22 protein-coding genes are annotated in these 26,329 nt (G+C 46.0%); 10 read left to right on the top strand and 12 right to left on the bottom strand.

What is annotated here, in order from left to right; all coding sequences use genetic code 11:
• The first annotated feature begins 115 nt into the window (after window positions 1–115).
• Window positions 116–1,444 carry an outer membrane channel protein TolC gene (gene tolC, locus NDJ01_RS09395; protein WP_012842165.1) on the top strand — a complete coding sequence of 443 codons (1,329 nt, stop codon included), beginning with the start codon at window positions 116–118 and terminating at the stop codon, window positions 1,442–1,444.
• 179 nt (window positions 1,445–1,623) lie between these two features.
• On the opposite strand, the gene hldE is transcribed toward tolC, so the two are convergent.
• From hldE to NDJ01_RS09380, 3 genes are all read right to left on the bottom strand, one after another.
• On the bottom strand, window positions 1,624–3,054 hold the full coding sequence (gene hldE, locus NDJ01_RS09390; RefSeq protein WP_012842166.1) for a bifunctional D-glycero-beta-D-manno-heptose-7-phosphate kinase/D-glycero-beta-D-manno-heptose 1-phosphate adenylyltransferase HldE: 1,431 nt from the start codon (window positions 3,052–3,054) through the stop codon (window positions 1,624–1,626).
• A gap of 67 nt (window positions 3,055–3,121) precedes the next feature.
• Entirely contained in the window at window positions 3,122–5,965 is a 2,844-nt protein-coding gene (gene glnE / locus NDJ01_RS09385; protein WP_258586614.1) for a bifunctional [glutamate--ammonia ligase]-adenylyl-L-tyrosine phosphorylase/[glutamate--ammonia-ligase] adenylyltransferase, read from the bottom strand.
• 113 nt (window positions 5,966–6,078) lie between these two features.
• Complete coding sequence (locus NDJ01_RS09380) at window positions 6,079–7,335, bottom strand: methyl-accepting chemotaxis protein (RefSeq protein WP_005395942.1); 1,257 nt, start codon at window positions 7,333–7,335, stop codon at window positions 6,079–6,081.
• A 105-nt stretch (window positions 7,336–7,440) separates the two neighbouring features.
• Here NDJ01_RS09380 and NDJ01_RS09375 point away from each other — a divergent pair, with 105 nt between their 5' ends.
• Window positions 7,441–8,214 carry a potassium channel family protein gene (locus NDJ01_RS09375; protein WP_006743197.1) on the top strand — a complete coding sequence of 258 codons (774 nt, stop codon included), beginning with the start codon at window positions 7,441–7,443 and terminating at the stop codon, window positions 8,212–8,214.
• Window positions 8,215–8,254: 40 nt separating this feature from the next.
• Here the strand turns inward: NDJ01_RS09375 and NDJ01_RS09370 are convergent, their stop codons facing one another.
• The gene (locus tag NDJ01_RS09370) at window positions 8,255–9,787 is read right to left on the bottom strand and encodes an inorganic triphosphatase (protein WP_005395946.1); all 1,533 of its coding nucleotides are present in this window, start codon (window positions 9,785–9,787) and stop codon (window positions 8,255–8,257) included.
• Window positions 9,788–9,999: 212 nt separating this feature from the next.
• Here NDJ01_RS09370 and NDJ01_RS09365 point away from each other — a divergent pair, with 212 nt between their 5' ends.
• From NDJ01_RS09365 to NDJ01_RS09355, 3 genes are all read left to right on the top strand, one after another.
• The gene (locus tag NDJ01_RS09365; protein WP_031780508.1) at window positions 10,000–10,680 is read left to right on the top strand and encodes a TIGR00153 family protein; all 681 of its coding nucleotides are present in this window, start codon (window positions 10,000–10,002) and stop codon (window positions 10,678–10,680) included.
• A 131-nt stretch (window positions 10,681–10,811) separates the two neighbouring features.
• Window positions 10,812–12,071, top strand: a complete 1,260-nt coding sequence (locus NDJ01_RS09360) for an inorganic phosphate transporter (RefSeq protein ID WP_005395948.1) — start codon at window positions 10,812–10,814, stop codon at window positions 12,069–12,071.
• A gap of 178 nt (window positions 12,072–12,249) precedes the next feature.
• The gene (locus NDJ01_RS09355; RefSeq protein WP_031780509.1) at window positions 12,250–12,861 is read left to right on the top strand and encodes a TIGR04211 family SH3 domain-containing protein; all 612 of its coding nucleotides are present in this window, start codon (window positions 12,250–12,252) and stop codon (window positions 12,859–12,861) included.
• 91 nt (window positions 12,862–12,952) lie between these two features.
• Here the strand turns inward: NDJ01_RS09355 and ggt are convergent, their stop codons facing one another.
• The 3 genes from ggt to NDJ01_RS09340 form a co-directional block, all read right to left on the bottom strand.
• A complete protein-coding gene (ggt, locus tag NDJ01_RS09350; RefSeq protein WP_047009062.1) occupies window positions 12,953–14,683 on the bottom strand; it encodes a gamma-glutamyltransferase in 1,731 nt (576 codons plus the stop codon).
• A gap of 278 nt (window positions 14,684–14,961) precedes the next feature.
• A complete protein-coding gene (locus tag NDJ01_RS09345) occupies window positions 14,962–15,645 on the bottom strand; it encodes a general secretion pathway protein GspB (protein WP_047009061.1) in 684 nt (227 codons plus the stop codon).
• The gene (locus NDJ01_RS09340; RefSeq protein ID WP_047009060.1) at window positions 15,645–17,261 is read right to left on the bottom strand and encodes an ExeA family protein; all 1,617 of its coding nucleotides are present in this window, start codon (window positions 17,259–17,261) and stop codon (window positions 15,645–15,647) included. The genes NDJ01_RS09345 and NDJ01_RS09340 overlap by 1 nt, the downstream gene beginning before the upstream one ends.
• Window positions 17,262–17,399: 138 nt before the next feature.
• On the opposite strand from NDJ01_RS09340, the gene NDJ01_RS09335 reads away from it, so the two are divergent.
• Window positions 17,400–18,620, top strand: a complete 1,221-nt coding sequence (locus NDJ01_RS09335; protein ID WP_047009059.1) for a multifunctional CCA addition/repair protein — start codon at window positions 17,400–17,402, stop codon at window positions 18,618–18,620.
• Between the two features lie 228 nt (window positions 18,621–18,848).
• On the opposite strand, the gene NDJ01_RS09330 is transcribed toward NDJ01_RS09335, so the two are convergent.
• Genes NDJ01_RS09330 through folB form a run of 3 tightly spaced genes read right to left on the bottom strand, consistent with a single transcriptional unit; the run spans window position 18,849 to window position 20,506 of the window.
• Complete coding sequence (locus NDJ01_RS09330) at window positions 18,849–19,652, bottom strand: undecaprenyl-diphosphate phosphatase (RefSeq protein WP_006743204.1); 804 nt, start codon at window positions 19,650–19,652, stop codon at window positions 18,849–18,851.
• A 9-nt stretch (window positions 19,653–19,661) separates the two neighbouring features.
• Entirely contained in the window at window positions 19,662–20,150 is a 489-nt protein-coding gene (gene folK / locus NDJ01_RS09325) for a 2-amino-4-hydroxy-6-hydroxymethyldihydropteridine diphosphokinase (protein WP_145473220.1), read from the bottom strand.
• A complete protein-coding gene (gene folB, locus NDJ01_RS09320) occupies window positions 20,147–20,506 on the bottom strand; it encodes a bifunctional dihydroneopterin aldolase/7,8-dihydroneopterin epimerase (RefSeq protein WP_005395977.1) in 360 nt (119 codons plus the stop codon). The genes folK and folB overlap by 4 nt, the downstream gene beginning before the upstream one ends.
• 250 nt (window positions 20,507–20,756) lie before the next feature.
• Between folB and plsY the strand changes: the two genes are divergently transcribed.
• Complete coding sequence (gene plsY, locus NDJ01_RS09315; RefSeq protein ID WP_005379857.1) at window positions 20,757–21,368, top strand: glycerol-3-phosphate 1-O-acyltransferase PlsY; 612 nt, start codon at window positions 20,757–20,759, stop codon at window positions 21,366–21,368.
• A 34-nt stretch (window positions 21,369–21,402) separates the two neighbouring features.
• Here the strand turns inward: plsY and NDJ01_RS09310 are convergent, their stop codons facing one another.
• Both NDJ01_RS09310 and tsaD read right to left on the bottom strand, forming a co-directional pair.
• Complete coding sequence (locus tag NDJ01_RS09310) at window positions 21,403–22,218, bottom strand: alpha/beta fold hydrolase (RefSeq protein ID WP_047009057.1); 816 nt, start codon at window positions 22,216–22,218, stop codon at window positions 21,403–21,405.
• 175 nt (window positions 22,219–22,393) lie between these two features.
• Entirely contained in the window at window positions 22,394–23,410 is a 1,017-nt protein-coding gene (gene tsaD, locus NDJ01_RS09305; RefSeq protein ID WP_046874179.1) for a tRNA (adenosine(37)-N6)-threonylcarbamoyltransferase complex transferase subunit TsaD, read from the bottom strand.
• A gap of 230 nt (window positions 23,411–23,640) precedes the next feature.
• Between tsaD and rpsU the strand changes: the two genes are divergently transcribed.
• The 3 genes from rpsU to dnaG all read left to right on the top strand — a co-directional run bounded on the left by rpsU (window position 23,641) and on the right by dnaG (window position 26,243).
• Window positions 23,641–23,856 carry a 30S ribosomal protein S21 gene (rpsU, locus tag NDJ01_RS09300; protein ID WP_001145625.1) on the top strand — a complete coding sequence of 72 codons (216 nt, stop codon included), beginning with the start codon at window positions 23,641–23,643 and terminating at the stop codon, window positions 23,854–23,856.
• A gap of 27 nt (window positions 23,857–23,883) precedes the next feature.
• A complete protein-coding gene (locus NDJ01_RS09295; RefSeq protein WP_005395984.1) occupies window positions 23,884–24,327 on the top strand; it encodes a GatB/YqeY domain-containing protein in 444 nt (147 codons plus the stop codon).
• Between the two features lie 149 nt (window positions 24,328–24,476).
• Window positions 24,477–26,243 (top strand): DNA primase, encoded by a 1,767-nt coding sequence (gene dnaG / locus NDJ01_RS09290; protein ID WP_005379719.1) that lies wholly within the window; start codon window positions 24,477–24,479, stop codon window positions 26,241–26,243.
• The last annotated feature ends 86 nt before the right edge of the window (window positions 26,244–26,329 follow it).

The following is a 26,329-nucleotide window of genomic DNA, read 5'->3' as shown; positions in this document are numbered from 1 at the left end:
TTTATTGCACAACTGGATAATTACGTGTAAAAAAGTGCAAACTTTAGAGTAAATATCGTGCAAATTGAGTTAAACTACTGAGAATTAACCAATCTATTGACCGCGGGAATAGAAAATGAAAAAATTGCTTCCACTATTTATCAGTGCAGCGCTAGGTAGCATGAGTACGTCTGCGTTCGCAGACTCTTTGGCTGAAATCTACGACTTAGCAAAACAAAATGATCCACAATTGCTCAGTGTAGCAGCACAACGTGACCAAGCTTTCGAAGCAATCACCTCAAGCCGTAGTGCTCTATTACCACAAATTAACCTAACAGCAGGTTACAACTTAACTCGTGGTGATACTGAATACGACTCAAATCTAGTCAATGACGTATCAAACGATGCCAACGCTCTAACCGCTGGTGTTAGCTTTTCACAAGCACTTTACAACCGCGCATCTTGGATCTCGCTAGATACCGCTGAGAAAAGTGCTCGCCAAGCAGACGCAACTTACGCTGCGACTCAACAAGCACTAATTCTTCGTGTTTCACAAGCGTATTTTGAAGTTCTACGCGCACAAGACAACCTTGTTTTCGTCCGTGCAGAAAAAGCCGCAGTGGGTCGTCAACTAGAGCAAACAAAACAGCGTTTTGAAGTAGGTTTATCTGCGATCACTGACGTACACGACGCGCAAGCTCAGTACGACCAAGTACTGGCGGATGAAGTGTTAGCAGAAAACGCACTGACTAACAGCTACGAGTCATTACGTGAAATCACCGGTCAAGAACACAAAGATCTCAACATCTTGGACACTCGCCGCTTCACTGCTAGCCCATCGACCGTGCCTGCTGAATCACTAATTGACGAAGCAAAAACCAAAAACCTGACCTTGCTATCTTCACGTATTCTTCAAGATATCGCACGTGACAATATTTCACTAGCAAGTTCTGGTCATCTACCAACGCTGTCTCTAGACGGTGGTTACAACTACGGTGATACGTCTCATAGCTCTCGTGACAACACCACAGACAACTTCAATATCGGTGTGAACCTTGCGGTGCCGCTATACACGGGTGGTAACGTCACCTCTCAAACCAAACAGGCTGAATACGCGTACGTGGCTGCAAGTGAAGATCTTGAAGCACAATACCGTAGCGTAGTAAAAGATGTTCGCGCACAAAACAACAACATTAACGCTTCTATCGGCGCACTACGTGCTTATGAGCAAGCCGTTATTTCTGCGCGCTCTGCACTAGAAGCAACAGAAGCAGGTTTTGATGTGGGTACTCGTACTATCGTTGACGTGCTAGACGCAACTCGTCGTCTATACGATGCGAATAAAAACCTATCGAACGCTCGTTACGACTACATCTTAAGTGTTCTTCAGCTACGCCAAGCAGTTGGTACGCTAAGCGAACAAGACATCTTAGACGTTGATGCAGGTTTGAAAGCAGCAAAATAATTGCTGACTGAATGCTTCAGTTCTCAATAAATAAAAAACGCCAGTTGATTTATCAGCTGGCGTTTTTTATTGCTTGCAGTTAAGAGACGAAAAGTATCTCAGAACATCAAGTATCAAAAAGGCCGCACTTGGCGACCTTTTACAAACAAATAGCGTTTCAATGCCAACAAATCATAGGCTTAGCCCTTACCACCTTTGATTGCATTGATGATTTCACTGGTTGAGCAACCATCCTCAAAGTTCAATACACGAACTTCGCCACCTGCAGCAATGACTTCTTTACCACCAGCAATCTCTTCTGGTTTGTAGTCACCACCTTTTACTAGCAAGCTTGGCAGAACTTCCGAGATCAAACGTTGCGGCGTATCTTCACTAAATGGTACAACCCAATCCACAGCGCCCAAACCTGCCAATACCGCCATGCGGCGATCGGTTGGATTCACAGGACGACCAGGCCCTTTAAGACGCTTCACTGATTCATCGGTATTCACCGCAACAATCAGGCGATCACCAAGTTCTGCAGCGTGATTGAGGTAAGAAACATGCCCAGCGTGAAGAATATCAAAGCAGCCGTTTGTCATAACGACTTTCTCGCCACGTGCACGGGCTTTTTTCACCGCTTCAATCAGCGCTTTTTCTGAAATCACACCGTAATCCGTGTCTTGGCTGCCATGTACCGCTTCTGCCAGTTCAATTTCAGACAAGGTCGAGGTACCAAGCTTACCAACAACAACGCCTGCCGCAGCATTCGCTAGTGCACACGCTTCTTCGAAGGATTTACCCGCCGCCACTGAAGCTGCAAGTACAGAAATCACCGTATCACCAGCACCTGTCACGTCGTACACTTCTTTCGCTTGAGTCGGAAGGTGGAATGGCTCTTGACCACGGCGGATCAACGTCATGCCGTTTTCACTACGCGTAACCAGTAGCGCTTCAAAATCAAACTCTTCAACAAGCTGAAGTGCTTTTTCAACCAGCTCTTGGTCTGATTTTACTTTGCCAACGACATCTTCAAACTCTTTCATGTTTGGTGTTAAGAGTGTCGCGCCGCGGTAGCGTTCAAAATCCGCACCTTTAGGGTCAATGAAAACTGGAATGTTTGCTGCGCGCGCTTTTTGGATGTATGCCTGAACATGCTCTAACGAGCCTTTTGCGTAGTCAGACATAATCACGGCTTTAACGTTTGGCAGAGCGGCATCCATACGCGATAGCACAGGTGCAGAATCCGTGTTTTCAAACTTATCTTCGAAGTCGAGACGAATAAGCTGTTGTCCACGGCTCATTACGCGAAGCTTCGTAATCGTTGGGTAATCAGGCAGTGCAACGAAATCGCACTTCACATTGAGTGAGCTCAGCGTCTCCGTCAGCACTTTTGCAGGCTCATCTTCCCCTGTTAGACCAACAATGTGAGCATGGCCACCTAGTGATGCGATGTTCATCGCAACGTTCGCAGCACCACCAGGACGCTCTTCATTGTTTTCTACTTTTACAACAGGAACCGGCGCTTCAGGAGAAATGCGTCCGGTTGGGCCATACCAGTAACGATCTAGCATGACATCACCGATTATGAGCACACCAGCGCTGTTGTAATCAGGTAGAATTGGTTTCATTATTGGTCTCCAAAAATTAAATCGAAGTGAGTTTATCACAGCCCTTATCGAGGCTAAATATATGGTCTTAACTGAACCACTGATTCCAAGCCTGTTTTACCCACTCCCTTTCGGCAACAAACTTATCTTCCACCACATCAGCATCTAAATTGAGTAGATTTCTCCGGTGTATTTCGTTTCGCATTGTCGTGTAGGCACGTATCAACTGCATTGCCTGGTCTTCGTCCATGACATTTTGTGCAATGAGCGTTTCAAAGATGCGCACATTATCACACCAACGCGTTAATTTCGGCTTATCGTGACTATAGTTGAGCACTAAGTACTGAGCGAGAAATTCGATATCGGTAATCCCTCCCACATCTTGCTTGAGCATAAAACGGCCGGGCTTTTTCCCCCCAAGATGACCGCGCATTTTCTCTCTCATTTCGACAACGGCTTTTTTCAGTTCCGCCCGATCGCGCGCTTTGCACAACACATCATGTCGCGTATTGTGAAATGCAATGGCAAGGGGTTCATCGCCGTAAATCAAGCGCGCGCGCACAAGTGCTTGATGCTCCCATGTCCAGGCTTCTTGATGCTGATAATTGTCAAACGCATCGGTTGGGCTAACCAACAAACCTGACGCGCCAGATGGGCGCAAGCGGGTATCGACTTCGTACAAAATGCCGGAAGCGGTGCGAGTCGAGAAAATATGGATGATGCGCTGCGCTAGGCGAAGGTAGAACTGACGGCCGTCGATTTCCTTTTTGCCATCTGTATAGACATTGACTGGGCAGTCATGCATGAAGACGATATCCAAGTCGGAGTTATAGCCGAGTTCCCAGCCACCGACTTTGCCATAACCAATGACGGCAAAACCCTTCCCTTCACGATCTTTCACATGCGTTGGCTCGCCGTATTTTTCGGACACTTGCAACCAAGCCTGACTGACCACAGCATCAACGATAGCTTCCGCCAAATAGGTTAAGTGATCACTCACTTTCATCACCGGCAATGCACCAGCAATATCCGCCGCCGCAATACGTAAAATGCAGATTTGCTTAAACTGACGCAACGCTTCCATTTGCTGCTCCATATCATCTTCTGGAATACGGGCCAGATAATCACGCAGCTCTGTACGGTAACTGTCTAATGGGATTGGATTGTACAACTGTGCAGGATCGATCAACTCATCGAGTAAAATCGGATACCGAGATAGCTGCTCTGAAATCATTGGGCTTGCGGTACACAAACGCACGAGCTGTACTAGAGCTGCTGGGTGCTCATCCAATAACTCCAGATAAGTCGTACGAGTGCAGATATTGTGCAGTAAATGCAGCACTCGCGGTAAACCAAACTGTGCATCAGGATGGGCAAACACCGCATCAAACACCTTCGGCATCAAACGGTTTAGCACTTCGCGTCCACGCGGTCCTAACGTTTTTTTAGCCAGATCGGTTTTAAAGTTGATGATGGTTTTCGCGCATGAAGCAAAGTCTTCAACCTGAATATCCTGCTGCAAGATATGTTCAAGCACATCTTGTTTGTTCGCCATATCCCATAACTCATGAAAATGACGAGCAACCGTAGTACCCTCATCTTCTTCATCATCACCAATTAACGACTCAAATACTTGATGGACATTCGCCATGTGCTGCTGAGTTTGCTCAATCAGTTGGTCCCAAGAGGTCATTTGCATCGCGGTGGCGAGCTTTAAGCGTTCGGTTTCGCAATCAGGCAGCGTCTGGGTTTGCTTATCCGCCATCGCTTGCAACAAGTTTTCTAATTGACGCAAGTACTTGTATGCAGCTTCTAGACTGCTGACTTCTTGCGAAGTGAGTAACGCCAGCTCTTCAATGCCTTGCAGCGTTTCCAACAACCCTCGATTACGAAGAGAAGGCTCGCGACCACCTCGAATTAATTGAAAAACTTGGGCGATAAATTCAATTTCTCGGATGCCACCTGCGCCTAACTTAATGTTGTTGTTCAAACCTCGGCGGCGAACCTCACTACTGATCATCGATTTCATCCGACGCAAAGACTGAATCGCACTGAAATCAATATAGCGACGAAAAACAAAAGGACGCAGCATTTGGCGTAGCTCTTGGTATTGCGGGTACATTTCGCACCCCATCACTCGAGCTTTGATCATCGCGTAACGCTCCCAGTCACGTCCCTGTTCTTGATAATAATCTTCAAGCGCAGCATAGCTCATGACTAATGGACCACTCTCACCAAACGGACGCAGTCGCATGTCGACACGGTAACAAAAACCATCGAAGGTTTGTTGATCGAGCGCTTTGATGATGCGTTGACCAAGACGAGTAAAGAACTGGGCATTGGCAATACTGCGGCGCGCGCCTTGTGTCTCACCGTTTTCTGGATACGTGAAAATCAGATCGATATCGGAAGAAAAGTTTAACTCGCCGCCACCCAGTTTCCCCATGCCGATAATCAACATCGGCTGAACTTCACCTTCCTCACTCGTCGGCGTTCCCCACTCCTGACAACACGCTTGATATTGCCATTGATAGGTTTCAAAAATCATCGCTTCAGCCAACTCGGATAAGTGGCTTAAAGACGTTTCTAGCGACCATGCATGCGTGAAATCCTTCCACGCAATGTACACCATTTCTCTGTTGCGAAACTGACGCAACACGCGATGACCAGACATCTCATCCGGGCATTGTCCCAACAGTGCAGCAAGACGTGAACGGTAAGATTCCTGACGACTTGGTTGCGCTAACATGCTTGGCAACTCACGGGCTAAAATTTCATCGCGATGAATGGCTTCGGTAATAAACTGGCTTAAGCCCGCCACATAGCGAAATTGCTGCGCAATCTCATCTGGCCAAAGGGGAAAATAACCTGCCTCTTGAGCATTTTGTACGGCAGATTCAGCGATAGAAATCAGTGGCGAAGGCAGCTGCATTTTTCTTCCTTGTTTGAAAAGCACGGTAACTCATTCTTTATACCAGACTTAAAGCAAATAAAAACGCCCACAAAAGGTTTGTGGGCGTTTTATCAAAAGTTCTGGATGGAATATTAAACTTGGAAAGATTTGATCTTCTTGTCTAACTCGCCAGCATTATTTTGCATCATTTCAGAAGTTTCTAGCAGCTCTGTCACAACCACAACCGAGGCTTCTACCAGCTCACGTACATTGGTGAGGTTTTGACTCATCTCTTCTGCAACACTGCTTTGCTGACCAGACGCGGTCGCGATTTGGAAGTTCATGTCATTGATTTGCGTCACTTGCCCAACAATACCATCGAGCTCAGATCCAGCATTAGAAACCAGCTCGTTTCCATCGGCCGCTTCCACTACACTTTTCTCCATGAGTTCTACAGCAGATTCTGCACTGGTTTGCAGCTGCGCAATCATCTCTTGAATTTCTACCGTAGCTTGTTGTGTGCGTTGTGCAAGGTTACGAACTTCATCTGCAACCACCGCAAAACCCCGCCCAGCCTCGCCAGCTCGCGCCGCTTCAATCGCCGCATTCAGTGCAAGCAGGTTAGTTTGTTCAGAAATACCTTGAATCGTACCCACAACACTACCAATGGATTCAACACGTTCTTCGACCTGGTTAACCGCCTGCGCCGATGAAGCGATGTCCGACGAGAGTTCACTCATTTTCGCCATCGTACTTTGCAAGAACTGTTGACCAGAAATCGCTTGTGCGGAAGCTTGCTCTGTAAGAGAAGACGCCGTCTGGGCATGTTCTGCGACGGTTTGCACCGTCGACGACATTTCACTCATGGCCGTCGCAAGTTGATCAATTTCGTTAAACTCTTCTTGCGCCGACTCCTTCGTTTCCGACATGCTCAGCGTCATCACTTCCGTGAGTGTGGATAACTCATCAGAAGCATTAATTTGCATTTGAATCACATCGTGCAGTTGGCGACGTGTCTTTTCTAATTCACGTGCCACGTCTCCGTATTCATCTTTACAATCCATACCAAATGGCACGGAGAGGTTCTTGCTCGCCATCAGTTTGATCGCGTCGCTCAGATACTGTGTTTGACGCAGCATCACTCTAGCCGCCGCTAATAAGAGCACGACAAAAACCACAATCAATAAGGCGGTTTGCCAAGCAACTTGCGTTAAGTATGCTTCGTAATGCTGTTGGGCAACTTGCGCGTTTTGTGTCGCCGCTAAAAGTGAATCGTAAAAGGTGTTCGCGTCCCACAGTTGTTTTGCCACTATCAGGACAGTACTGAAGACCATCAACATGACCATTTTAGGAACCAGTCGAATGTCGGATATGACCCTTTCCCATGGCTTAAATGCCAGCTTTTCCATTGTCAGTTCTCCACCGAGTCTTATATAGTCTTTATCTATAATCTTTATATTACTTATAGTTATGTTCGCGTTTAGCGTGGTTACGCGATTTATTTCGAGCTTCGTATGAAAAACAATGATATCAAAGACAGCACACGACCGATGGGCCTGTTGTCACTAATATTGTCTTTTATGGCACTATTTGTGATCTCTGGCTTGTTGTTTTTCCCGATCGATCACGAAACCCGTCAAGTTCTTATCGGTCTGGATTTCATAATCTGTAGTATTTTTCTATTACAGCTCACCATTGATTTGATCCGGTCCACAGATCGGTGGTTATTTCTTAAACGTCATTGGATAGATTTCGTGGCGAGCATCCCATTAATAGAGCCACTGCGCTTTGCTCGTATCTTTCATATTCTTCGAGTGGTATTAGTACTGCGCTCGTCGAAGTTCATTTTGCATCAGCTCAAAGAAAACCGCCGCGAAACCACGGTCGCCTCAATATTACTGTTGATGGTGATCCTCATTACGCTCGGTTCTAGTGCAATGCTGTTTATCGAAGCGAAAAACCCAGAAGCGAATATTCGCACTGGCGCCGATGCTTTGTGGTGGGTATTCGTAACGATCTCAACCGTTGGTTACGGCGATCATTATCCGGTGACATCAATAGGAAAGTTTTTAGCCGTCATCATCATTGTTTGTGGTGTGGGGATCTTTGGTATGATTTCGGGTCTTATCACCTCTATTCTTACTGCCCCGACGAAACAACAGACGCACAGCTTAATCAATAAAGAACGTATGCTCGAGCAGCTCCTGAATCAACAAGCCCAAATACTAGAACGACTCGACTTCATAGAAAAAGAACTGCAACAAAGCAAAACAAAGACAAAAAAATAGGACCATGCGGTCCTATTTTTTGTACAGGTAGTCAAGGTGATCATTCACGCCAATAAGGCTGAACTTCCACACTGATCGCTCGGGTTTGATCCATTGCATGCAAAATTGAACGCTCTTGACGGTGCAACCAGCGTTCTAACTGCTCTTTTTCTGCGTCTTCCAACATATCTACTAACGGAAGCAAGTGGTTCAGCATTAGCAGATCATCGATACCATGCACCAGATCCGCCCATGGCAAACGGAAGCTGTTACGCTCATCCGAGTTATATAGACTCGCGAAACCAATACCGGTATAGAGATTACGCAACAAACGATAGCGCTGATCAACGTACTCTTGCGCCGTCAGGTCGCGCTCTGCAGGGAAAGCTTCCATTAGTTCTGCCCAAGTGCGATCGAGCTGAGTGACTGAAAATGGCATGATATTACTTGCCATTTTTTCGCGCGCTTTTTCATCAAGAAACGGCTGCCAGCCACGCGCTAAGATCCAGCGACTAAGATCCAGCAATAACCCGGTGTAACGCGCGGAATTGAGCAACCCTAGCACTTCTTCACGGCTTGGCAGCTCTTGTAACTGCTGAGTCAACTCAGATACTAAGAACTTACGCGCATCCAACTTACGCAGCACATTGCCTTTGTCATCTAAGAGCTCTTCAAGGTGTGCATGCTCATCCAACCAACTCAGTTCTTCTTCCAACCATTTAAGCTCTTGGCGCAGAATCGCACTCGCGCGACGAGGGACAACACCACCAAAAATGGTCAATGTTTGACGAATAAAACGAATGGCATTGCTGATTTCACGTAGCGCTTCCACATTGTCACGCTCAGCATAAATTTGCTCGTGATAATGCCAGTGAGATAGGGCGTGTTCTAAAGAGTTGATCAAGCAGTATTCAACGGTATCCGTCGGGCTACTGTCCACAAGCGCCAACGATTTTACTTCATCACCTGCATAGCCACTTGCAAGTCGATAGCCTTTCGCCGCTTTACTCAAGTTACCCAAACGCATGCCACCTTGCTCGCAAAAGCTACGTGCTAGTGTAAATAGGGCATCGGTTTGGCCCGATTTAAGTTCCAGTTCAACTTCGCAAATCGGTTCTTGTTTCTCTTCCCCATCTTCACCTTTGGCGACGACCATACCTTGGTCAAACGCCACTTCTATTTGGCTACCGTCTGGCATGCCAATCAGCCACTGTTCACGTGTGAAGTTGGTCGAGAATAACGGCATAAGCTCAGATTGCAGCGTTGCTGCGTCTTTACCTGGCGGCCAAATGTCTACAGGATGAAGCGACAGATTAGGCTCGTCGCTAGTGTGCTCAGCATTGTATTCTGGTCTTTGATGTAAGCCTGCGACGACGCGTCCTGCTGTCTTTACGGTTTGGACGAATACATCATCAAAACGGCGAATTCTTAAACCAATGTCGTGCTTTCTCAGCCATTTATCGGCGGTATCAAAGTAGGTGTTACCCAAGTCACGACAACTATGCTGAAGTACTTTTGTCTCAGAAATTTTTTCTTTTAAAGTTTCTGAAAATTCAGGAGAAACAAAAAACTTCAGTTCTATTTCGGTTTCCATAGCTATACCTTTCAAAGCAGATAGAAACAGGATATTGCGTAATTTCTCGCACGGCAAGAGAGAAATATCGCCGGAATGATGATCTAAAACAGTTTTAATGAGCGATTTAATGCGTTACCATGCGCGCCTTTATAGCCATCGTTCAACATTTCGCCAAGCACTCAGAAATGGTGTATGTTTTTTTAAGGTTATAGTTATTAGGTTGAATGACCATGCCAGTAAATACAATTATGGGGTTATTTGCAAAGTCCCCAATTAAGCCTTTGCAACGCCACGTTGTGTGTGTCAACGAATGTTGTTCACACTTGGTGAAATTCTTTGAAGTATCTTCAAAGGGTGACTGGGAAAAAGCATCTGAAATCCGTGCACAAATTTCTCACCTAGAGAAAGAAGCGGACGTGCTGAAACGTGAAATCCGTCTAAAACTGCCTCGCGGTTTGTTCATGCCAGTAGACCGTACTGACATGCTTGAGCTTCTGACTCAGCAGGACAAACTTGCAAACCTGGCAAAAGACATTGCTGGCCGTGTATATGGTCGTCAACTTGTCATTCCTGAGGCTCTCCAACCAAACTTCCTCGCTTACGTTCAACGTTGTCTTGATGCGGCCGATCAGGCGCAAAAGGTAATCAATGAACTTGATGAATTGCTAGAAACCGGCTTCAAAGGTCGTGAAGTGACGCTCGTCGCTGAAATGATTCATCAATTAGATGTCATCGAAGATGATACCGATGCTATGCAGATTGAACTTCGTCAACAGTTGATGGCGATTGAGTCTGACATGAACCCTATCGATGTCATGTTCTTGTACAAGATTCTTGAATGGGTAGGTGGTATTGCCGACCAAGCGCAGCGCGTAGGTGCTCGTTTGGAAGTCATGCTATCTCGATCTTAAAACATAAAGTTAACGACATAACGAAGAGCATAATAAACACGTGTCATAGGGACGATGACTATTTTCATCGTCTTATGGTTTGGCGCGCGTAAAATTTTGTTCCGCTTGTTATAAAACAACTAGGTATTACGATGGATATCCTTGCGAACTACGGCACTGTCCTGATTATTGTTGCAGCGATTTTTGGTTTCATGATGGCGATTGGTATTGGCGCGAACGACGTTGCTAATGCGATGGGTACATCAGTAGGTTCAAAAGCGCTAACCGTAAAACAAGCTATCATCATTGCGATGATCTTCGAATTTGCAGGTGCTTACCTTGCAGGCGGTGAAGTAACCGACACTATCCGTAAAGGTGTAATCGAAACTTCTTTATTTGCTAGTCAACCTGACGTTCTTGTCTACGGTATGATGTCTGCTCTTTTGGCTGCGGGTACATGGTTACTTCTTGCCTCTTACATGGGCTGGCCAGTATCTACGACTCACTCAATCATCGGTGCAATCATTGGTTTTGCATGCGTATCAGTAGGTACTGAAGCGGTTGACTGGGGCAGCGTTCAAGGCATTGTTGGTAGCTGGATTATTACACCTGTGATTTCAGGTTTCTTTGCTTACGTTATCTTTGTCAGCGCACAACGTCTGATTTTTGATACTGAGAACCCGTTATTCAACGCCAAACGTTTTGTTCCTGTTTACATGTTCATCACAACAATGGTGATTGCACTTGTAACTATCAAAAAAGGTCTAAAACACGTTGGTCTTCACCTAACCAATGGCGAAGCTTGGATGTGGGCAGCAGCAGTTTCAGCACTTGTGATGGTTGGCGGCTACGTATACATCCAGAAAAAATTCGCTAATCGCGAAGAAGACCGCAGCTTTTCTGGCGTGGAAGGTATCTTCAGCGTTCTGATGGTTATCACCGCTTGTGCAATGGCATTTGCACACGGTTCAAACGACGTTGCAAACGCCATTGGTCCACTGTCTGCTGTAGTATCGACTGTTGAACACATGGGCGAAATCAGCACGAAAAGCACCATCGCTTGGTGGATTCTACCTCTTGGTGGTATTGGTATCGTGGTCGGTCTTGCGACACTGGGTCACAAAGTAATGGCAACCGTTGGTACAGGTATCACTGAGCTAACTCCTAGCCGTGGTTTTGCAGCTCAGCTAGCAACCGCTTGTACTGTTGTTCTAGCTTCTGGTACTGGTCTGCCAATCTCAACCACTCAAACATTGGTTGGTGCGGTTCTCGGTGTTGGCTTTGCTCGTGGTATCGCGGCACTAAACCTGGGCGTGGTTCGTAACATCGTGGCATCATGGATCGTTACACTACCAGCAGGTGCACTATTGGCCGTTGTATTCTTCTACGGACTTCAAGCGATGTTCGCTTAAGACACTCGTCAATAGAATGTAAGCGCTTTGTCATTATTGACTCAAACGCACAGAAAGGGAGGCTTTGCCTCCCTTCTTTGTTGCACCGAAGTTTGAAACTGCATACTATTCGTCTATTTCCGGCTCCAATCATTCGGTGCCAACGCTGTCTCCAAGAAAAATCGTTAAGGGATTTACTGTGAAAAAACTAATCATCACGGTTTTGTTTACTTTGCTAGCAGCGCCAGCGGCCCTAGCAGCAGACCGTTATATTTCTGATGACCTCTTCACTTTTATGCACTCAGGTCCAAATAACACCTACCGTATTATTGGTAGTGTTAACGCCGGTTCTAAAGTACAACTGATTAAAACCAACCGAGATACTGGCTATACGCAAGTTCGTGATGACCGCGGTCGTACTGGTTGGGTACAAAGCAAGTTTGTGACAAACCAAGAAAGCATGGCGATTCGCCTTCCTCGCATTGAGAAAGAGCTAGCAGAAGTGAAAGAGCAGCTTGCTAACGCTCGTAAAACTTCTGATGCAGAGAAAGCCGGCCTTGTTACCTCTCTAGAAACGCGTAACCAACAAATTTCCGATCTTGAGAATAAATACTCTGAGATCAGCGACCAGCTTACTTCTGTTGAGACAGAAAACCGCGAGCTGCGCGCTAAACTGGATACACAAAAAGACGACATGCTGCTTAAGTACTTCACTTATGGCGGCGGTGTTGCAGGTTTAGGTTTGCTATTTGGTTTGATTCTTCCGCATGTCATGCCTCGTAGAAAACGTTCACCTGCGGGTTGGGCATAAGTCCTTAGCCCTTTTATCTATAAAAAAGAATGCAAAAGCCAGTCGATATTCGACTGGCTTTTTTGTTTGCTTAGTTTTACGGAAATCTGCACTACTCACCCATTGAACTAGACGCTCGACGACGATCCGTTGCGCCATAAAGCTTGCCATCTTTTAGCTCAATTGCATTCAAACCACTTACCACTGGAATAACGTGTACTGGGTAGCCAAGCTCCATAAACTCCGGCACCAACATTTCTGCGAAGGTTTTCTTTTCCACCAGCAAGCCAGTCGGGTCATAAGACTTGGTGCGATCTATCTTGGTACCGTACTGGATGTTTGGTAAGTCAATAGCCTCTTGCGCTGATAACTTCCAATCCAGTACGCCAACCACGGTTTTGAGTACATACCCCGGTATTTGCGAACTTCCTGGTGAACCAACCACCAAACGCAAATTATCATCACTGTCCATCACCATTAATGGCGTAATAGCCGAACGTGGACGCTTGCCCGCTTCAATTGAGTTTTGAGTAGGCTTACCGTTAAGCGTTGGTTGAGGTGAAAAGTTTGCCATTTGTGCATTCAAGATAACGCCATCAACTATGACACCAGATCCCATTCCTGTGCCAACGGTGCTGGTCATAGCAATCGCATTACCTTCCCTATCAACGATAGAAATGTGCCCTGTATCTTTGCTCTCGAAGCCTTGATATTGCGCATACTGAGTTTGCGTTATCTGTCCGGCTTTTGGATTCTCTTTCGAGGTGCCATTATCAGGGATTAAATCACGTCTCTGGTCCAAATAGGTTTTAGATAACAATTGTTCAACTGGTGCTTCCACATAATCCGGATCTCCGGCATACGCAATACGATCAGCTTTTGCTAAGCGCATCGCCTCAGTCATTAAACGCCAAGGCTCTACATCAGTTAATGCCATCTGAGATATATCGTACGGCTCCAGCAATTTCAGACTTTGAGCAACCATCACACCGCCAGAGGCCGGGTAACCAAACGAAACGATTTTGTTGCCTCGATAATCGCTTTCAATAATATCGCGAGATTTCACCTGATAGTTTTTAAAGTCCTCTAACGACAATTTCTCATACTGATCGTTAATACGACTATTCACCGTATCAACAATATGTTGACCAAGTGCACCACCATACAAATAGCGATCGCCTTGCTGAGCTATTTTCTCTAGCGTCTCAGCCATTTTAGGGTTCTTCATTAACGTCCCTGTTGGCTTCACTTCATCATCTTGCCAATACAAGGCTTTAATTTCTGGGTCGCGAGCCAAACGCGTTTGCTCTCGCACGACGATATCATAGGTATAGCTATTCATCGCGTACCCATCACGCGCGAGCTTAATCGCAGGTTGAACCAACTCAGACCATGGTAATTTGCCGTATTGCTCATGAGTGGAATAAAGCAAACGTAAGGTGCCCGGCACTGCAACGGAGCGAGGCCCCAAAATTTCATCGCGGCTGAGTGCTTTCCCATTTTCAATAAACATCTCAGGGTGAGCGCTAGACGGCGCTTCATCTCGCCCATCAAGGGCTAAAAACTTCTGCTTGTCATGTTGATAAAACAGCACGAAAGTACCGCCTCCAATTCCCGTCATATCCGGTTCAACCACAGACATCACCATCTGCATCGCGACCATGGCATCAACGGCGTTCCCGCCCTCTTTCAATATTGAATAACCAGTGCTGCTCACGTAAGGGTTGGTCGCACTGACCATAAAATCTTGTCCGTTATTATCTGGTGTTATAGGGAAAGGGGTCGGCTTTGCTGCGTAACTTAACGACGCAACAACACTTAAAGAAAAAATCAGAATACGCATGTGTCTCTGTGTAGACTCCTGTTATTTCACGGGGTCTAACGTGGACCAGGTCGTGATGACGAAGTTCGTCAATATGGTGCTTTTTTACACAACGCTGACTGGAGTCATTCTACTAATACATGGCTGATATTGATGTAATTTAAACGACTGAGAAAAGCTATATTTAGCTTGTGTGAGTCCCTAAAAATCATCACTCAAATAGATGAAAAAGACCTTATGAGAAACAAAAAAGCCAGCGACATGACCTCGCTGGCTTGATGATTTACTATAAAAAACGGCTACCCTTTCCACTCATACAACGCTGGGATACGAATTTGCTCACCTTGGAACTCGACAATCACCGCTTGCGGTTGTATTTCTCTTAATGTGACCTGCCCATCAACAACGTCTCCTTGATGATATTCAACATTGTTAATTTTCACCCAGCGGCGATTTTCATCACTGGCGTACATGTGGGTTTGCAAATTGAGCGCAGGCAGACGACCTTGCCACTGGTGAGCGTTGCGCTCTAAATCGTTCACGCGCATCGTTTGTGGTGAAGGCGCATCATCTCGGGATAACGCATTTTCGACCTTTCGCGCCAAATCAGGAGATAATGAGGACAAGTCAAGATCATCCAGAGACAAACCTAGGTCCTCTTCAACTACTGAAGTGCCTTGAGTTGATACAGATGTTTCTATCTCATCTTTGTTTGCTGTATTACTCACGTATTCATCAGATGTTGCAAACGTACCAAAATCACGAGACAGCTCTGCACTTGGCCACTCTCTTGGCAATTGCGCCAACTGAGTAGTTTCAGGATAGTCCAATGCTTTGAACGGTTGTTCCGCTTCCATCTTAGCCTTAGGGGCGGAAGTACTAGCTTCAGCATGAGGCGTAAGGAGATCTAAATACCAAGCAACTCCGATTGCAGCAACGGTGATCGGCAACAAGAACAAACCAATATGTTTCATGGCTGACATTATGCGTCCTCCTTCTCGATTCTCGCCAGTTGAGGCGCATCTGGCTGCACGTTTTGTTGAAGACGATCTAGCGTCCGCTTACCTGCAATGCCGTCGACCCCAATACCTTGCCAGCGTTGGAATAACTCAACTCGCTCTCTCATTGCACCATCAAAAATAGACGTTTCAAGCAGTGGCTCACTTACCGCTTCTGCTAATAGTCGGTCTAATACTTCGATCGCAGGGCCTTCCATGTCTAAACGTAATGTCTCTTTCAACGGCGCTTGCCACAGTTCAATGATATTGCCTTGCCACATCGGCTTTAGCCACGAAATAGGCAGACGCAGACGCTGCTTGCCATTGAGTACTTCGACTTTGTCATTACCGACGGCGTACAAAATGACATACCCAACATCACCTTGATAATTCAACTCCAAAATTACAGGGCGATTTTGTTGCATCAGCAGCGGCCAGGTCGCCATTTTACGCTCACAACGCATGGTCGATTGGGGTTCTGATAAACAAAGGTTGTCGCGAATCGATGCTTGATAACCCCACAAACGATACAAATCATTCACGGCGAGATTCGACTGTTTTTGTGCTAACAATAAGTCACGCTGATCATCTGTCAATTGTTGGTTGACGACTATTGGCGTTGGCTCCTCTCTTGGTGCGGTCACTTTCGCTAACACTGACGTTGCTTGAGCTGGCATATAATTCACGACCGCCCACCCCGTACCTAATGCAGCAATAAGACCCACCGTGACTGAGCCCCAAGCAGGCCAACGGAAAGTACGGCGCTCTTTTTTATCTTGCTGATAAATATCTGCCTGAAACTGCATCACCTCTTCACAGGCCTGCTGAACGGTTTGCTTATCCACCACCACATTACCTTGGTGATAACTGATGTTGAGAGATTTATCACAGATAAGATTAATCAAGCGCGGGATGCCGTGACTGTATTTGGCAATGAGTTTACAAGAAGCACGATTAAACAGTTGCTGGTCACCACCTGCCGTATGTAATCGAAACGCGATGTAATCTTCTGTCTCTTTTTCATCCAACGGCAACAAGTGATAACGCCCAGTAATGCGCTGAGCGAGCTGGCGTAGTTGCGTCGTTTGTAATAACCGCTGTAATTCAGGCTGTCCGACCAACAACACTTTGAGCAGTTTTCTGGTATCGGTTTCCAAGTTGGTCAACAAACGTAGCTGCTCTAAAACATCGGCAGCAAGGTGTTGAGCCTCATCAATGACCAGCAATGTCTGCCAGCCTGAACGATAATTACGCAGCAAGTATTTGTGAATCACTTGGTTTAGCTGTTTGAGGTTTGCATCTGGCGGGTAAGTAATTTTGAATTCATCGCAAATAGCTTCGAGCAAGTCTCGACTCGAAAACGTGGGATTTAGGATCAGACCCGCTTTGGTGTTATCACCTAAATTCGCCAGCATCGCTTTTGCGACGGTCGTTTTGCCTGTACCCACTTCGCCAGTAAGCATAGCAAAACCACCGCCATCGCCTAGCCCGGCTTGGAGATGTGTGATTGCCTCTTTGTGACGTTGGCTTAAATACAAATAACGCGAGTTTGGAACAATCGAAAATGGTTGTTCTACAAACCCAAAAAAGTCCTTATACATTAGGCTCTCCAGCTAAAAAACCACCAGGGAATAGTCAGATATAATATAAACATAGCTGCATCTACTCTCGGGAGTAAAGAAAAGTACCATTGCTTGCTACAATGTCCAACGGCATATCAATAAATTAAGAGGTAATTCGTGCAAGTTTATTTAGTAGGTGGCGCAGTTCGAGATAAATTGCTCGGAATTGATAGTTATGACAACGACTGGGTGGTCGTAGGTGCGACTCCCGAGATGATGCTGTCCCAAGGGTACACCGCCGTTGGTAAAGAATTTCCTGTATTTTTGCACCCAAAAAGTAAAGAAGAACATGCACTTGCGCGAACAGAAAGAAAATCAGGCTCTGGTTACACTGGCTTTGAGTGTTTCTTTGATCAAAGTGTCACCTTAGAAGAGGATTTAATTCGTCGTGATTTAACCATTAATGCAATGGCAATGGATGATGCAGGTAAGCTCCATGATCCTTACGGCGGCCAGAAAGATCTCAATAATAAACTCCTACGCCATGTCTCAGACGCCTTTGTCGAAGACCCTCTACGCGTTTTACGTGTCGCTCGCTTCGCAGCAAAGCTTGCTGATCTAAACTTTACGGTTGCCGACGAAACCATGCGCTTAATGCGCCACATGGCAGAGTCTGGGGAGCTGAGCACACTGACTCCCGAGCGTGTTTGGCAAGAATGGCATAAGTCCCTCTCCACCCCTCGCCCTGATATCTTCTTATCGATTCTAAGAGATTGTGGTGCATTGGCCGTTGTTTTACCTGAAATTGATGCACTATTTGGCGTACCTCAACCAGAAAAATGGCATCCAGAAATCGATACGGGCATCCATACTTTGATGGTAGCAAAGCAAGCTGCAAGACTGAGTGACTCACTCCCCGTCAGATTTGCCGCCCAAGTGCATGATTTGGGCAAAGGGGTGACACCAGAGAGCGAATGGCCAAGCCACAAAATGCATTGTCATACAGGGTTAAAACTGATCAAAAAGCTGTGCGAGCGTGTCCGGGTGCCGAATGAGTTTCGTGATTTAGCCTTGATGGTGTGCGAACAGCACTCCAATATCCATCGCGCAGCAGAGTTAAAGCCGCAAACCATCATAAAAATACTCAACAAATTCGATGTGTGGCGCAAAGCTGAACGCTTAGAAGATATTTTAATATGCTGTCAGGCTGACCATGCAGGTCGAAAAGGGTTAGAAGAGAAGCCTTATCCTCAAGCTGAGATTTTTACCCGCGCTTATCAAGCCGCAGCCGCCGTAGATGTTCAGAGCATCATTAAGGATGGATTTAAAGGCCCGGCAATACGTGATGAACAAGAAAAGAGACGGATTGAAGCGGTAAGAGTCGCTTTGAATAAGTGATCTGAGCTCAGATTAATTAACCGAATTGTATTCATGCCAGGTCATTCCAGCGAGCCTTAGCGAGATTAGGAATCTAATATCAGCACGCAGGGAAGTTTTAGAAATGGCCAACGCTACAAGAAACTCGGAGAGAAGGTTCTGAACCTCGCTCCTTCGTCGCTGTTCAGAATGACGTTGTGGTTTAGGTATGCAGCTTGCGGTTAAGCAAGCTGCCAATCCGTCGCGTTATCAAGCGCTAAGCAAGAACGCAAACAAACCGAAACCTAGAATCAGACGGTAAATCACAAACGGTGTCATGCCCATTCGTGAAATCATCTTTAAGAAAAAGTGGATACAAATATATGCACTGATAAACGATGTGATGATACCAGTCAGCAAGAAGCCAATATGGACAGGTTCACCACTGGTCACTAGCTTCATACCTAAGTAGCTACCAGCCAATGTAATGATAGGGATCGACATTAAAAATGAAAAGCGCGCAGCCGCTTCTCGAGTAAAGCCGAGGTAAAGTGCAGCCGTAATGGTCGCCCCTGAACGCGACGTTCCAGGAATCATCGCTAAGGCTTGGGCAATACCGATAAACACGGCTTTCTTCCAACCCGTTTGGTATTCATCCGCAACCAACTTAGCGTTTTTGTCTACCCACCAAAGCAACAAACCAAATACGATCGTTGTGGTCGCGATGACATAAGCGCTACGTAGATACACTTCAATGATGTCTTTCATCAACAAGCCAAACACACAAGCTGGAATCGTGGCGATCACGATCATCCAAGCAAGTTTTGCTTCTTTACTCCGATCTCCTTTAAAGATCGAAGCAAATAATGCCTGGAACAGAGTGATCACTTCATGGCGAAAATAGATCACTACCGCCATTAATGTACCGACGTGAACAGCAACATCAAAAGCTAGACCTTGGTCTTCCCATCCCAAAATGGCGGAGGGCAGGATCAAATGGGCAGAGCTCGAAATAGGCAAAAACTCTGTCAGACCCTGAATCAGAGCCAGAATAAAGGCTTCAAAATAACTCATGTAAACAACTCAAATTAAAAATGAAAAAGAAACAGGTTTGAGTGAATCGACTGGCTGCATTCCATGCCAAATATCTGCGACTGTGCGTCCATCGCCTGGGATCACTAATTGAGGTTCGAGATCATACAGAGGCTTTGTGACAAAAGGATATTTGTAGATATCACTGCGAGGTAGCTCAGGTTTTTTCGTGGAGACGCATTCACCGAACAACACTATATCGAGATCCAGTGTTCGATCCTGATACTTTTGCGCATTTTCTTCGCGTCCCCACTTAAATTCAATCTCACGTAGCTGATGACTCAACTCTTCTAATGACAACTCGGTACGCATTGCAACGACAAAGTTGTAGAAGTTCTGGCTGCTAAAACCAATAGGTTCACATTCATATACCGGCGATACGAGGAGATTTTCTCCAAGTTGTAGTAGCTCCTGATACGCAGCGAGCGCATGTTGCTCTCTTTCTACATTCGTACCAACACCGATATAGGTGGTGATCATGCTTGACCTCGCTCAATCACAACACCAACAGCGCGTGCTTGTGGCACTGCACCAGGCTTTGCTAAACGGATTTTCACCCAAGGTACAGAGAAACGCTGCATGATAAGCTCTGCCACTTCTTCGGCTACACGTTCAACCAACAGAAAACGACCATTTTCAATGTGGCTCAGTACCGCCTCACTCACTTGCGAGTAATCCAACGCATCTTGCACATCATCACTTTTGCCCGCAGGTTTATTATCGTGTGCCATTTCAATATCTAGAACCAACTTTTGTTTGATTTGTTGCTCCCAGTCGTACACGCCAATTGTGGTGATTACTTCTAACTGTTCAATAAAAACTTTATCCAGAGCCATCTTATGTCCTTCTATTACAGAGGTCGGATACCCGTGAGGGGTAATTTGATCGTAGTATTCTATACCTAAGTAACATTTACTTGGGTCATCACAATGTTACTTAGGTATAAACTGCGAAAGCATCTTTATATACAAGAAATCACATAATGCAAGCTCTATCACAGTGAGGATTTCTGCATTATGTGAATTCGAGGTATGATAGCAACTACGCGGGAACCGAGCATTAAATTCCAATCCATCAAGGACTTCTATGGACGCACTGGCACTGATAATGACAATGGCCGCCTATTTACTGGGTTCGGTTTCCAGTGCGGTTTTGATCTGTCGACTCTTAAAACTGCCAGATCCACGCAGTGTAGGCTCCAACAACCCTGGAGCAACGAACGTATTGCGTATTGGCGGACGAGGAGCCGCTGTTTCAGTCTTGTTGTGCGATATGCTCAAAGGCACCATCCCCGTGTGGGGCGGATACTTTCTTGGTATCGACCCTATCATTCTTGGCGTCATCGCCATTGCTGCCTGTCTTGGGCACATGTACCCCATCTTTTTCCACTTTAAAGGCGGAAAAGGTGTCGCAACCGCGCTTGGCGCTATCGCTCCGATTGGTTTGGACTTAACAGGATTAGTGATGTTAACTTGGCTGTCAGTAGCCGCGCTATTCCGCTATTCATCCTTAGCGGCTCTCGTCACGGTTTTGGTCACTCCGTTTTATACTTGGATGTTTAAACCGCAATACACGTTACCTGTTGCTATGCTGTGTTGCTTAATCGTATTTAAGCATCATCAAAATATTCGTCGGCTTTTGTCTGGCGACGAGCCAAAAATCGGCGAGAAGAAACTGACACAAAAAAACTCGGCTTAATGCCGAGTTTTTCGTTTAAAGAGGGATGCATTGGTTATGCATGAACTCGATTCAGGAAGTTCAACAACATTTGGTTGACGAATTCCGGCTGTTCTAAACAACTGATGTGTCCCGCTTGCGGAATTTCTACCAACTCACTGCCCGTGATACAGTCTTTCATTAAATACGATTCGAAAACCGGGCGAGGCTTATCTTCACAGCCCACCGCAATTAACGTCGGCAGAGCGAATTTTTCCGAATCTTCAATCACATCACGGCGACCAAACACCATGCGACCAATGCGAGCCACTTCAACCGCACGCTCACCACTCAGGCTTTCTAAACTGCGTTTGAATGCAGCGACCAACTCAGGATTCACCTGCTCAGCGTTATTAGCAAAAAACAATGGCACGACAGCTTCAATAATTGGCGCAGGCACCGCTTGGACTTGGCTGATGGTATCAAGCATTGCAAAGTACTTTTTATACGTAACTTCTGGCTCCCAGCCAATGAAGGTATCCATCAATACCAGTGATTTCACACGTTGCGGTGCTTGAGCCGTCAGTTCCGCTCCCCACATGCCGCCAACAGATAAGCCCACCACAGAAAACTCTTCAATGTCCAAATGATCCATCAACGCCAACATATGTTGTGCATAATCAACTAATGACTGTGTCGATGTAGGGGCTGCTTCTGACTCACCATGTGCCCACAAATCTGGCACAATACAACGATATGACTGGCTTAAAACTTCAATTTGTGGCGCCCACATTTGGCTATCCCACAAATAACTGTGACCAAACAGTAATACTGGACCATCACCTTTATCAAGGTAAGCAAGTTGCTGACCTTCAATTTCAAACTTATTCATTGTTATATCCATTTCTTATTCTTCCGCACCATCCTATCACTGAAACGATACCGAACTGCTCGCATCAGTCAGAGTGTAAACGAAGCTTTTCATTGAATAGCTAAAAATAAAGGCCTCTGATGAGCAGAGACCTTTATCGTAGTGAATCTATTTCAAACCTACCGCATAAGTTTGATTAAGCGACTGGCGTCAGTTGGTCAATCGGCCAACGTGGGCGAGCCTCTACCGACATATCGGCCACTTCGCCATTCTTCAAACGCTGCATACCAGCGTAAGCGATCATCGCACCATTATCCGTACAGAACTCAGTTCGTGGGTAGTAAACCTCACCGCCAACTTTCTTCGCTAGCTTCTCTAACTCTGCACGTAAACGACGGTTAGCACTCACACCACCAGCAATAACAATACGCTTCATACCTGTTTGCTCAAGCGCGCGTTTACATTTAATCGCCAATGTTGCACACACGGCTTCTTCAAATGCCAGAGCGATGTCTGCGCGAGTTTGCTCGTCATCGCCATTCGCAGCAATCGTATTTGCTGTAAAGGTTTTCAGGCCAGAGAAACTCATATCCAAGCCAGGGCGATCAGTCATTGGGCGCGGGAACTTAAAACGACCCGGCGTGCCTTTTTCTGCCAGTTTAGACAACAGCGGGCCGCCTGGGTAATCCAAACCCATTAGCTTCGCTGTTTTATCAAACGCTTCGCCCGCCGCATCATCAATTGACTCACCCAAAATTTTGTACTCACCGATGCCTCTCACTTCGACCATCATCGAGTGACCACCCGACACCAACACTGCCACAAACGGGAATGGCGGTGGGTTATCTTCCAGCATTGGAGCCAACAGGTGACCTTCCATATGATGAACAGGTACCGCAGGCACTCCCCAAGCATAAGCAATACTGCGACCAATAGTAGCGCCCACTAATAGTGCACCAACAAGACCCGGCCCCGCGGTGTACGCGACACCATCAATGTCTTTCGAAGTTAAGTTCGCTTCTTTTAGTGCTTCTTTAATAAGAGGAATGGTTTTCTTTACATGATCACGTGAAGCCAACTCAGGCACCACACCACCGTAATCTGCGTGCAGTTTTACTTGGCTGTAAAGCTTGTGTGACAGCAGACCTTTTTCATCGTCATAAATCGCGATGCCAGTCTCGTCACAAGAGGTTTCAATACCGATAATGCGCATGGTTTTCTCAGTATGCTTTCTGTATAGAGGAAATTTGGGCGTCATATTACCTCGCCTTGGTGCTGCAAACAAATTTTGTACAGACAATAATCGACAAAAGGCTTTACAAAGTAGTTGTGATCGGATTAAAATTCCGCACCATTTTTGATCAAGCTGGTAAGAGACCAAACAATTGTGATTTGGTCTGTTGAATGCCAGCGTTAACGAATAACCCCTGAGGTGAAAGGCATATGCCAGTAGTTAAAGTACGTGAAAACGAACCGTTCGACGTTGCTCTACGTCGTTTCAAGCGCTCTTGCGAAAAAGCAGGTATCCTTTCTGAAGTGCGTCGTCGTGAGCACTACGAAAAACCAACTACAGTTCGCAAACGCGCTAAAGCAGCAGCTCAAAAGCGTCACGCTAAGAAGCTAGCTCGCGAAAACGCTCGTCGCGTTCGCCTGTACTAATAACTGAGCTCCAAAAGGAATTTAGTTATGGCTCTGATTGATCAACTCAAAGAAGAGCAAAAATTAGCGATGAAAGCCAAGGACAAATTGCGCCTTGGTACTATTCGTTTAGCCCTATCAGCAATCAAGCAACGTGAAGTTGACGAGCAGATTACTCTGAACGATGACGACATTCTTGCAGTATTGACCAAAATGGTTAAACAACGTCGCGACTCTGTAGCGCAGTATGAAGCAGCGGGTCGTCAAGATCTTGCTGATGCGGAACAAGCAGAAATTACCGTTCTTGAGGACTTTATGCCTCAACCACTGACAGACGAAGAAGTAGCGGCTCTCATCGAGAACGCGATTGCTGAATCTGGCGCAGCTGGCATGCAAGACATGGGCAAAGTAATGGGCGTTCTGAAACCGCAAATTCAAGGGCGCGCAGATATGGGTAAAGTAAGCGGTTTAGTTCGCGCTAAACTGGCTTAAGATACCCCACCCAATTGCAGCAAGCCGTGCTATCCTTTGGAACGCACGGCTTGTTTGTATCTGGATGAATGGAATGAAATAAGTGAGCAACACGCTTATTCTTTTAAAGCATTCACTCCACTCATCATCTTCTTTTTTTGTTAGGTTTTATGGCTGGACACATCCCTCGCAGTTTTATCGATGACCTTCTAGCTCGACTTGATATTGTCGATATCATCGACGCACGTGTGAAACTTAAGAAAAAAGGCAAAAACTACGGCGCATGCTGCCCATTCCACAACGAAAAGACGCCGTCATTCAGCGTCAGTCAAGAAAAGCAGTTCTACCATTGTTTTGGTTGTGGTGCGCACGGAAATGCCATCGACTTTTTGATGGAATTCGACCGGCTAGAATTCGTCGAAGCCATTGAAGAACTCGCTTCATACTTGGGCTTAGATGTTCCTCGCGAACAACGTAGCGGCGGTAATGGTTCGTTCCAGTCAGGCCCACAAGCAAGCAGCAGTGAAAAACGTAATCTATACGACTTAATGGGCAGCATTGCTCAATTTTATCGTAACCAACTCAAGCAGCCAGCAAGTAAAGTGGCGATTGAGTATCTAAAAGATCGCGGCCTGTCTGGTGAAATCGTCCAGAAGTTTGGCATCGGCTATGTGGCTGATGAATGGGATTTAGTTCGTAAGAACTTTGGCCAGAATAAAGAAAACCAAGACATGCTCGTCACAGGCGGCATGTTGATCGAAAACGATAAAGGCAACCGCTACGACCGATTCCGTGGTCGAGTGATGTTTCCTATTCGAGACAGACGCGGCCGAGTAATAGGCTTTGGTGGTCGAGTATTAGGTGATGGGACACCGAAATATCTCAACTCACCCGAAACCCCGATATTTCATAAAGGTAAAGAATTGTATGGCCTTTATGAAGTACTACAAGCGTACCGTGAGCCACCACAAATTTTAGTGGTTGAAGGCTATATGGATGTTGTCGCGCTTGCTCAATATGGCGTAGATTATTCCGTTGCCTCATTGGGTACCTCTACAACGGGCGATCACTTGCAAGTATTATTCAGGCAAACAAGCACTGTCGTATGTTGTTACGACGGTGACCGCGCAGGCCGTGAAGCAGCGTGGCGTGCCATGGAAAATGCATTGCCTTACCTAACTGATGGTCGCCAGTTAAAATTCATGTTTTTGCCGGATGGAGAAGATCCCGACTCTTATATCCGACAAAACGGAAAACAAGCATTTGAACAACAAGTGTCTAATGCGATGCCCTTGTCTGAATTCATGTTCAGCTCATTGACTCAGCAAGTCGATATGAGCACGAAAGAAGGCATGGCAAAGCTGAGTACCCTTGCTGTTCCTCTCATCGACAAAGTCCCTGGCGGCACTTTAAGACTATACTTGAGAGAACTGCTTGGCCGCCGTTTGGGTTTGGTTGATGAACGCCAACTACAGCAGCTAATTTCAAAACAAGGTAAAGAGGATAAAAGGCCTCAACCTCATAAAGAAATCAAGCGAACGCCGATGCGAGAAGTGATCGCGTTACTGATTCAAAACCCACAATACGTAAGTATGGTGCCAGATCTAACTAGTGTTAGAGATTTACCCATTCCTGGTCTAAGTTTATTTGTTGATGTACTTGATAAATGCCAAGCGCATCCCCATATCAACACAGGCCAATTATTAGAGCATTGGCGAAACAGCCAAAATGAGACCCTTCTGTCTCGTCTCGCGAGTTGGGACATTCCACTCGATGAGGACAACCAAGAAGAAATATTTTTAGACTCACTGGATAAAATTATTGCCCAGTGCGTAGAAAAACAAATTGAAAACCTGCAGGCCAAAGCAAGAAGTGTCGGTTTATCAGCCGAAGAGAAAAGGGAGCTGCTAGCACTTATGCTAGATTTAAAAGCGTAACCCTGTTTAATTAGTCAGCAACGATTTAATTTGTTATAGTAAGTGGTTTGCATTTCGCATACTGATTCCTTCACCAGATTACGAAG

The sequence above is a fragment of the Vibrio sp. HS-50-1 genome (assembly GCF_024747315.1).
GTDB lineage: Bacteria > Pseudomonadota > Gammaproteobacteria > Enterobacterales > Vibrionaceae > Vibrio > Vibrio diabolicus.
The sequence above is the reverse complement of the archived record's forward strand: the minus strand, read 5'-3'. Positions and strand labels throughout refer to the sequence as shown.

Bases quoted from the DNA above. Each gene is read 5' to 3' on its own strand.
- tolC (WP_012842165.1), top strand. From the start codon at position 116: ATGAAAAAATTGCTTCCACTATTTATCAGTGCAGCGCTAGGTAGCATG.
- hldE (WP_012842166.1), bottom strand. From the start codon at position 3,054: ATGAAACCAATTCTACCTGATTACAACAGCGCTGGTGTGCTCATAATC.
- glnE (WP_258586614.1), bottom strand. From the start codon at position 5,965: ATGCAGCTGCCTTCGCCACTGATTTCTATCGCTGAATCTGCCGTACAA.
- NDJ01_RS09380 (WP_005395942.1), bottom strand. From the start codon at position 7,335: ATGGAAAAGCTGGCATTTAAGCCATGGGAAAGGGTCATATCCGACATT.
- NDJ01_RS09375 (WP_006743197.1), top strand. From the start codon at position 7,441: ATGAAAAACAATGATATCAAAGACAGCACACGACCGATGGGCCTGTTG.
- NDJ01_RS09370 (WP_005395946.1), bottom strand. From the start codon at position 9,787: ATGGAAACCGAAATAGAACTGAAGTTTTTTGTTTCTCCTGAATTTTCA.
- NDJ01_RS09365 (WP_031780508.1), top strand. From the start codon at position 10,000: ATGCCAGTAAATACAATTATGGGGTTATTTGCAAAGTCCCCAATTAAG.
- NDJ01_RS09360 (WP_005395948.1), top strand. From the start codon at position 10,812: ATGGATATCCTTGCGAACTACGGCACTGTCCTGATTATTGTTGCAGCG.
- ggt (WP_047009062.1), bottom strand. From the start codon at position 14,683: ATGCGTATTCTGATTTTTTCTTTAAGTGTTGTTGCGTCGTTAAGTTAC.
- NDJ01_RS09345 (WP_047009061.1), bottom strand. From the start codon at position 15,645: ATGTCAGCCATGAAACATATTGGTTTGTTCTTGTTGCCGATCACCGTT.
- NDJ01_RS09340 (WP_047009060.1), bottom strand. From the start codon at position 17,261: ATGTATAAGGACTTTTTTGGGTTTGTAGAACAACCATTTTCGATTGTT.
- NDJ01_RS09330 (WP_006743204.1), bottom strand. From the start codon at position 19,652: ATGAGTTATTTTGAAGCCTTTATTCTGGCTCTGATTCAGGGTCTGACA.
- folK (WP_145473220.1), bottom strand. From the start codon at position 20,150: ATGATCACCACCTATATCGGTGTTGGTACGAATGTAGAAAGAGAGCAA.
- folB (WP_005395977.1), bottom strand. From the start codon at position 20,506: ATGGCTCTGGATAAAGTTTTTATTGAACAGTTAGAAGTAATCACCACA.
- plsY (WP_005379857.1), top strand. From the start codon at position 20,757: ATGGACGCACTGGCACTGATAATGACAATGGCCGCCTATTTACTGGGT.
- NDJ01_RS09310 (WP_047009057.1), bottom strand. From the start codon at position 22,218: ATGAATAAGTTTGAAATTGAAGGTCAGCAACTTGCTTACCTTGATAAA.
- tsaD (WP_046874179.1), bottom strand. From the start codon at position 23,410: ATGCGCATTATCGGTATTGAAACCTCTTGTGACGAGACTGGCATCGCG.
- rpsU (WP_001145625.1), top strand. From the start codon at position 23,641: ATGCCAGTAGTTAAAGTACGTGAAAACGAACCGTTCGACGTTGCTCTA.
- NDJ01_RS09295 (WP_005395984.1), top strand. From the start codon at position 23,884: ATGGCTCTGATTGATCAACTCAAAGAAGAGCAAAAATTAGCGATGAAA.
- dnaG (WP_005379719.1), top strand. From the start codon at position 24,477: ATGGCTGGACACATCCCTCGCAGTTTTATCGATGACCTTCTAGCTCGA.